Here is a 6005-nt window from a genome sequence, read left to right on the forward strand (position 1 = left end):
AGCCCTCGCGTCACCGGCAACATCACGGGGATTTCGAGAAGGAAGCCCAAGTGCAGGTCTGGATTGAGATCAGTGCGCACCAAGTCCAGCACCACGCGTCCGGGTGAGAGCACTGCAGTTTGGGACGGTGTCAAAGACAGTTCCAATACCATGTCGGTGATGTGCTCTATCCCACCATCCGCGCTCGAGAGTTCTGCCAGCAGCGTCGGGTCACTGGGTTTGAGGCGCAGATGGCCAGCATAGCTTGCACCCTCGGCAAAGACCGGTGCTTCCGCTTCAATCTGCAGCCGCCAGGCGTAGCCAACCAAAATAGCAGGCCCTTCGCTGAGGGTTGCGACTGTCATGGCTGCCACCCACAGAGCCGCGCACCGACCTCGTTATGGGCAACGATCTGGGCCAAAGTGCCGTCGCTCAGCACATCACCACGAGAAGGATAAATGGGTTCGGCCCAATCGCAATCGTCCCGCAAACCCCGCGGGTCAATCGCGCATCCAGCGGTCAGCCCGGCGCTCAAGATCGGCACGATCAGCATTTTGAAGGTCATGGCGGATTTCCTTGGATGTTTGCAGTGCACGAACCCGGGCGTCGGCGCGGCGAATGGCGAGGTCGGCCTCTGCGGCGTGCTTGCCCTGCCGGATCAGGATCCAGATTGCGAAGCCCATGGCACCAACAATCGCGCCCCAATAGGCAAAGCGACGGCCAAGGCCGGAGAGCAGCGCGGTTAGAACGAGGCTCATGGCGTTTTCCCCGAACGGTGGTCGTCGATCCGGGCTGCTTTCGCGCGCAGCGCATAAACGACCACGCCAATGAACACCGCCGCACCAACCCATGGCAGGGCGTTCGCGAGCCAGCTTTCCAGCCCGATCAAGGTGAACACGCGCCCGGCCATATCGCGGGCCTGCTCGGCCTCCAAGAGTGCAGGTGCGATCTGGCTGCCGATCGATCCCGCCGCGCCAATGACACCGAGACCGATCTGCGCATTGGATGCTGTTACGATCCGGCTTTCTGCAGGCGTGCCAGATGCCCTCTCAGGTGCGATTTCCCGAGGTGACGCATTCTCCAGCGCCTCGGTCAGCGCCACATCGATGATGGGCACGAGGGCCAGGTCGTTGTCCTGCCGAAAGGCCAGGATGGCTCCGCGAGTCCGCGGTCCTATCCGGCCGTCCACCTCGCCAACCTCATGATAGCCAAGCGATCGGAGCCGCGCCTGCACGTCGCGCACGGACATGATGACGTTGCTGGTCACGCCGCCCGCGCGCCGCACCCCGAGGAGCTTCGAGACCGGGTAGCGCTTCATATTGACGGCGTCGTCTTGGTTGCCGCCCAAGCCCCAGAGCCATTGTCCCTCGATCCGGTCGATGAAGAAGACATGGCCCTGCCAGCTGGACGAGCCGCGGGGGATCACGCCGATGTCGCCCCGCTGGGCGTCGGCAACCTCCACCGGCACACCCCATTCGAGATAAGAGCGCGCGGTCAGCTTACGGGTCGAGCGGATCCCGGCCCTCTCGAGGCAGTGCCCGACGAATGCAGCGCACCAGGCCACAGAGTCATGTTCAACCCAGTCGTGACCGACCGAGGCGTACATCTCCATGATGATGGGATTGTCGGCGGGGCCCGGCCCCTCGGTTGTGCCGATGTAGCTGCGGGCGATATCGAACGGCGTCATGGTTGTCTCCCGTGCAAAAAAAACGCCGCCCCAAATGGGACGGCGCGCAGGATTTCTGTGTGTGTTGGGCGGGTTATTTCTTGCGGCAGAGCCAGGCGGCCAGCAGAGCTTCCGCCCCACGAGGGCCCAGGTATGCGAGCGTGGCCACAAACCCGGTCGAGACCGGTTGCGACAAGCCTATATAGCGTGCCGCTGCCTCCCCGATCAGCGCCATGCCGACGGCCACGGGGATTTCCCAGAGGAGTTCCTTTCCGAAGAAGCGGCGGTTGCCGAGTTTCACCTCGCCCGAATGCCACATCAGCCGCCCGGTAAAGGCCCCGATCAGCGTGGTCACTGCGCCTCCGAAGAACGAATTGATCATGTCGATGAACCCACCATCATTCATGGGCGTGCCTCCTCAAGCGCCGCCACGCGGGCGGCCAGTTCCTTGACGGCCTCGATCAGAAGGCCGGTGATATTGCCGTAAGCGACGGAGAGCTGGCCCACCTCATTGTCGCGGACCACCTCGGGCAGCACAGTCTCGACCTCCTGAGCAATGACCCCGATCTGGCGGCTGCCATCCATCGTGAAGCGGACGCCGCGCATGGCCGAGACCAAGGCCAGCGCATCCGCAATGGTCTCGACATCGGATTTCAGGCGGGCGTCGGAGGATGAGACGAAGTTTGGGGCCGTGACGACGCCGGTGAAGGTCGCTCCGGACAGTGCGGCTTTCGCAGCAATCGCCACGTCATAGTCAGCTGCGGATTTCGTCGCCATTGTCCCGAGGCCAAGGTTCGTGCGCGCGACGGCCGTGTTCGCGAGCCCCGCCAGATTGCCTGCCGCATCGAGCAGCGCATCCCAGCCCGTGTTCGTGGCGTTCCGGCGACGCAGCACCGGCGGCGAGACCGAGGTGTCGACCCAGAGCATACCTGCCGTCGTCGCCGTCGGCGCGGAGGCCCCTGCGCTCGTCGAATGCAGGGCCGCGATCACCTCATTGATGCGCGCCCGAACGGCGGCGCCTGCGTCGTTCGCGATCACGAAGTTGGATGTCTGCGCCATTAGGCCACCTCATCGGCGTAAAGCCGCAATTGGCTGACGATGGGCGTGTAGGACGCGTCCTTCGTCGTGAGAAACGCCCGCGCTTCCACCGCACGGGCCTCGATTTCGTGGTTGTCGAGACGGCCCCAGGGACCCCAGTTCGGTGATGCGGCAGGATCGTCATCGGTCTCGCGGATCTCAAAGAGCACATCGATTTCTGCACCGGCCGATCCGTCAAAGTCGGCCCATGTGTCCATCAAGGCAGTGCGCGCATCGATGCGGTCGTTGAGTGCCAGTGCCGCCACGCCGATTTCGGATCGGAGGCGGACACGTTTCACAGCACCGAGATCGAGCCCAGCGGCAAAGCCGTACTGCCCCTCCATCGTGCTTACCTGTGTCACGCCGTTCGCGGTTGCCGTTGCCAGCGTCAGGGTCGAACCCGTGACCTGCAGCCCAGATTTCGGGCCGAAGAAGCCGGGATCGGCCTGCAGGAAGTCCAAGGTCGAGAAGGCCAGCACCTGCGCGCCCTTGGTCGAGACCCGGGTGTCCGGGCCCGCGCGCCCACCGCTGTCTTCAGCTCGCACCAGATAGGTGCCGGGTTTGAGCGGCACCACGGCGATGGCTTCGCCGCCCGAGACCCGGTCCATCGAATAGCTGTCGGCCCAGGTTGCCGTCGCTTCCTTGGAATGGCGGATAACGATATTGCCGCCCACGCGGACGTCGGGATCGGCCGACCGCGACCACTTCAGGATCGCAAGCCCGCCCGCCGTTTGCAGTGTCACATTCTCGAGTTGGGCCGGAGGGGCGGTGAGCCCGAGGATTTCGGCTTGGGTTTCCTGCCAGGGCGAGGAGACACCCAGAACCGAGATCGCCTTCACGCGGAAGGCCCAATCCCCCGGCGCGATATCGCGGATTTCAAGGGCAGTCCCGTCGGTACGGCCATAGTCGATCCAGTCGGCAGCTTCCGTCAGTTTGCCTTGCAGCTGATAGGCCGCGACAAATCCCGAGGGTGCGGCTTCCCAAGCGACCTTGGCTAGAACCTTCAGCCCACCCCCATCCCGTGTGACATAGAGGTCCTCGGTGACCTGCGGTGCGCCGGGTGCCGGGATATCATAGGCATTCGGCAGAGCCGTGCGTGGTGCAGCGGCGTAGATTTGCTGCTCGGACGCTGACCAGTCATAAACCAAGGGCGAGGTCTCGCGCAGAACGAGTTCCGGCAGGAGGAGCGCCCCATCGCCCGAGGCCGTCAGATCTAGGCTCACCCCATGCACCTCGAAGGGTTTGCCGGCAAAGCCCCAGCGGGCGTAGGAGAGCGTCACCACATCCCCGACGGTGGCGGCCCAGGCGGAGAGCTTGCCCGAGAGCCGCACTGTCATCTGCCGACGCGCGCGCTCGAGCTCGATTTTCGCAAGCCGCTGCGCCATGGCAGCCGAGATCGTGAACGGCAGCGAGATATCGCGCCACTTTTGTTCGCCACCGTCCTCGGCCACATAGACAGCGCTTGAATAGGCCGGGAAGTCATCCGGCTGCCAATCATTTTCGGGGCTAACAAACTGCCCCCGCACGCCGTTGAAGTTCGAGGACATCGTCACGCGCGTCGCCAAGGTCAGCCCGCCCTCGCGGACATGGTCCGATGTGAGCACGACATCAGGCGCGCGCCATGCGCCCGCGTGGATGCGCCAGGACCCGCCCGAGAAGGCGCAGCGGCCTGCGAAACTCGAGAGCATTCCCTCGATGATCGTCTTCGGGACCTCTGAGAGGGTGATAACCCCATTGCAGGCATAGCGCGGCTCCGACCCACCGCCTGCAAGGGGAACTGCCTCGTCACAGATGTTCGCCGCCTCAACGAGGGACATCTCGTCGATCCCGTCGGGCTGGCCGATGCGCGCGCCGATGCCCCAGGTCGGGTTGGCCATATAGTCGGCCAGGCAAAGAGCGGGGTTTTCCGAATAGCCTGCGGTTTGGGTCCGCGGATCCCAGATGTCGTCTTTGCCCTCGAGATCGACCGTGATGTTCGGGATCCCGCCGGGGAAGGCATCGTGGTCATAGGTGAGGCGCAGCCGGATCGCGGCACAGCCCCGAAGCCGATGGTTCTCGGTCCATTTGTCGGGCAGCGCGGATTTCAGGCCCGCGAAGGCGGTCTGGTTTGCGGCGCCCAGTTTCTTCTCGACGAGGACCTTTCCGGCCCAGCGGCCTTGGGCGGTGCCATCAGCGTCGAGGGCCATTTCACCCTCAAAGTAAATCGCTCCAATGGATTTCACCTGATGCGTGGCCAGCACGATCACCAGGTCGAGGAACTTGTTGTCCGATCCCGAGGAGTGCAGGAAGACGATGACCCCGCCCTTGCGGGTGCGGCCGTAGACGAGATCGCGCGGCACGACGGGCTCGCGGATCGTCACCGTCCTCGGCTGCATTGTGGTTTGCGGCTTTGGCATCAGGGCCTGCGCCGCGTAGGACAAAAGCAGCGTACCGCCGATCCGAAGAAGTGCCGCACCGATTCCGCCCGCAGCCAATACGCCGCTGATCGCCCCCGCAATCGCGGTGACGGCTGTTACGATAAAAGGCATGGATTGGGTCCGAGTTCAGATGGGCCAGGCAAGCCGGCAAGAGGTCAGCGGCACGGTGACGAGGCCTTCGGGCGCCATCCCAACCGCCGAGGCCCCGGTGCAAATGCCGAAGCCGAGGCCAGTGTCGGCCAGAACGATGTCGCCACGTTGGGCAAGAAGGACAGACGGGCGTGGTTCGCCCAAGAGCGCGCGTCCCATGTCCTCAATCGAGGCCCAGCCCAAGCGGCGCATCACACGCGCGCCGCCAAGCGCGGTTGTGTAGCGACCGCGCCAGAGGGCCGCGATGTCTTCGCCATCGGTCAGGATCATGCGCGTCTCAAAAGCGAAGGTCGGGCAATCGTGGACGCCCCAAACGAAAGGACGCGCGCGGGCGGTATCGATCGCTGCTGCAAGCAGGCGTTCCCAGTGGTCAACGCGGGTCATGTCTATCCGCGCCCCCAGGTGATTTCGCGATCCTGGATCGCGGTGACATATTCGAAGCCAAGGTCGCCCGGGAACAAGACTTGCTGGCTTTCATGGGTGTAGCGCCAGGTCCGCGCCACGGTCAGGTCAATGAGACGGCTCTCGTAGCTGATGGTGATCGTGCAGGTATCCGCATCATCCTTGATTTCCGGAACATCGAGCCGGCCTGAGAAAGCCTGAACCGGATCGGCGATGATGCTGCCATTCTCGGCCAGAAGCCCCAACCAGATCCTACCTGGCAGGCCCTGACGCGCTTCATCGATTGCCATCTGCACGAGGTCCAGCGGTACGCC

Annotated in this window: 8 protein-coding genes and 1 pseudogene; all 9 read right to left on the bottom strand. The window is 64.0% G+C overall.

The annotated features are described in order from the left end of the window. Positions 1–344, bottom strand: a 344-nt coding sequence (locus tag JJ869_RS21270) for a hypothetical protein (RefSeq protein WP_292270484.1), incomplete at its 3' end; no start/stop codon positions are given. After that, the gene (locus tag JJ869_RS21275) at positions 341–544 is read right to left on the bottom strand and encodes a hypothetical protein (RefSeq protein WP_292270487.1); all 204 of its coding nucleotides are present in this window, start codon (positions 542–544) and stop codon (positions 341–343) included. The genes JJ869_RS21275 and JJ869_RS21270, both read right to left, overlap by 4 nt. Continuing rightward, complete coding sequence (locus JJ869_RS21280; RefSeq protein WP_292270490.1) at positions 480–737, bottom strand: hypothetical protein; 258 nt, start codon at positions 735–737, stop codon at positions 480–482. The genes JJ869_RS21275 and JJ869_RS21280 overlap by 65 nt, the downstream gene beginning before the upstream one ends. Next, positions 734–1666, bottom strand: a complete 933-nt coding sequence (locus tag JJ869_RS21285; RefSeq protein ID WP_292270493.1) for a TIGR02594 family protein — start codon at positions 1664–1666, stop codon at positions 734–736. Before JJ869_RS21285 ends, JJ869_RS21280 begins: the two co-directional genes overlap by 4 nt. 73 nt (positions 1667–1739) lie before the next feature. Beyond that, entirely contained in the window at positions 1740–2051 is a 312-nt protein-coding gene (locus JJ869_RS21290) for a phage holin family protein (protein WP_048599768.1), read from the bottom strand. After that, positions 2048–2704 carry a tail fiber domain-containing protein gene (locus JJ869_RS21295; RefSeq protein WP_292270502.1) on the bottom strand — a complete coding sequence of 219 codons (657 nt, stop codon included), beginning with the start codon at positions 2702–2704 and terminating at the stop codon, positions 2048–2050. Before JJ869_RS21295 ends, JJ869_RS21290 begins: the two co-directional genes overlap by 4 nt. After that, the gene (locus JJ869_RS21300) at positions 2704–5250 is read right to left on the bottom strand and encodes a phage tail protein (protein ID WP_292270504.1); all 2547 of its coding nucleotides are present in this window, start codon (positions 5248–5250) and stop codon (positions 2704–2706) included. The genes JJ869_RS21295 and JJ869_RS21300 overlap by 1 nt, the downstream gene beginning before the upstream one ends. Positions 5251–5265: 15 nt before the next feature. Further along, a complete protein-coding gene (locus tag JJ869_RS21305) occupies positions 5266–5673 on the bottom strand; it encodes a hypothetical protein (protein WP_292270506.1) in 408 nt (135 codons plus the stop codon). 2 nt (positions 5674–5675) lie between these two features. Continuing rightward, positions 5676–6005: pseudogene (locus JJ869_RS21310) on the bottom strand (hypothetical protein); the annotation flags it as partial.

It is taken from the genome of Marivita sp. (assembly GCF_017643905.1).
Classification (GTDB): Bacteria; Pseudomonadota; Alphaproteobacteria; order Rhodobacterales; family Rhodobacteraceae; genus Marivita.

Excerpts from the sequence above, each read along its gene's own strand:
- JJ869_RS21275 (WP_292270487.1), bottom strand. The coding sequence starts at position 544 with ATGACCTTCAAAATGCTGATCGTGCCGATCTTGAGCGCCGGGCTGACC.
- JJ869_RS21280 (WP_292270490.1), bottom strand. The coding sequence starts at position 737 with ATGAGCCTCGTTCTAACCGCGCTGCTCTCCGGCCTTGGCCGTCGCTTT.
- JJ869_RS21285 (WP_292270493.1), bottom strand. The coding sequence starts at position 1,666 with ATGACGCCGTTCGATATCGCCCGCAGCTACATCGGCACAACCGAGGGG.
- JJ869_RS21290 (WP_048599768.1), bottom strand. The coding sequence starts at position 2,051 with ATGAATGATGGTGGGTTCATCGACATGATCAATTCGTTCTTCGGAGGC.
- JJ869_RS21295 (WP_292270502.1), bottom strand. The coding sequence starts at position 2,704 with ATGGCGCAGACATCCAACTTCGTGATCGCGAACGACGCAGGCGCCGCC.
- JJ869_RS21300 (WP_292270504.1), bottom strand. The coding sequence starts at position 5,250 with ATGCCTTTTATCGTAACAGCCGTCACCGCGATTGCGGGGGCGATCAGC.
- JJ869_RS21305 (WP_292270506.1), bottom strand. The coding sequence starts at position 5,673 with ATGACCCGCGTTGACCACTGGGAACGCCTGCTTGCAGCAGCGATCGAT.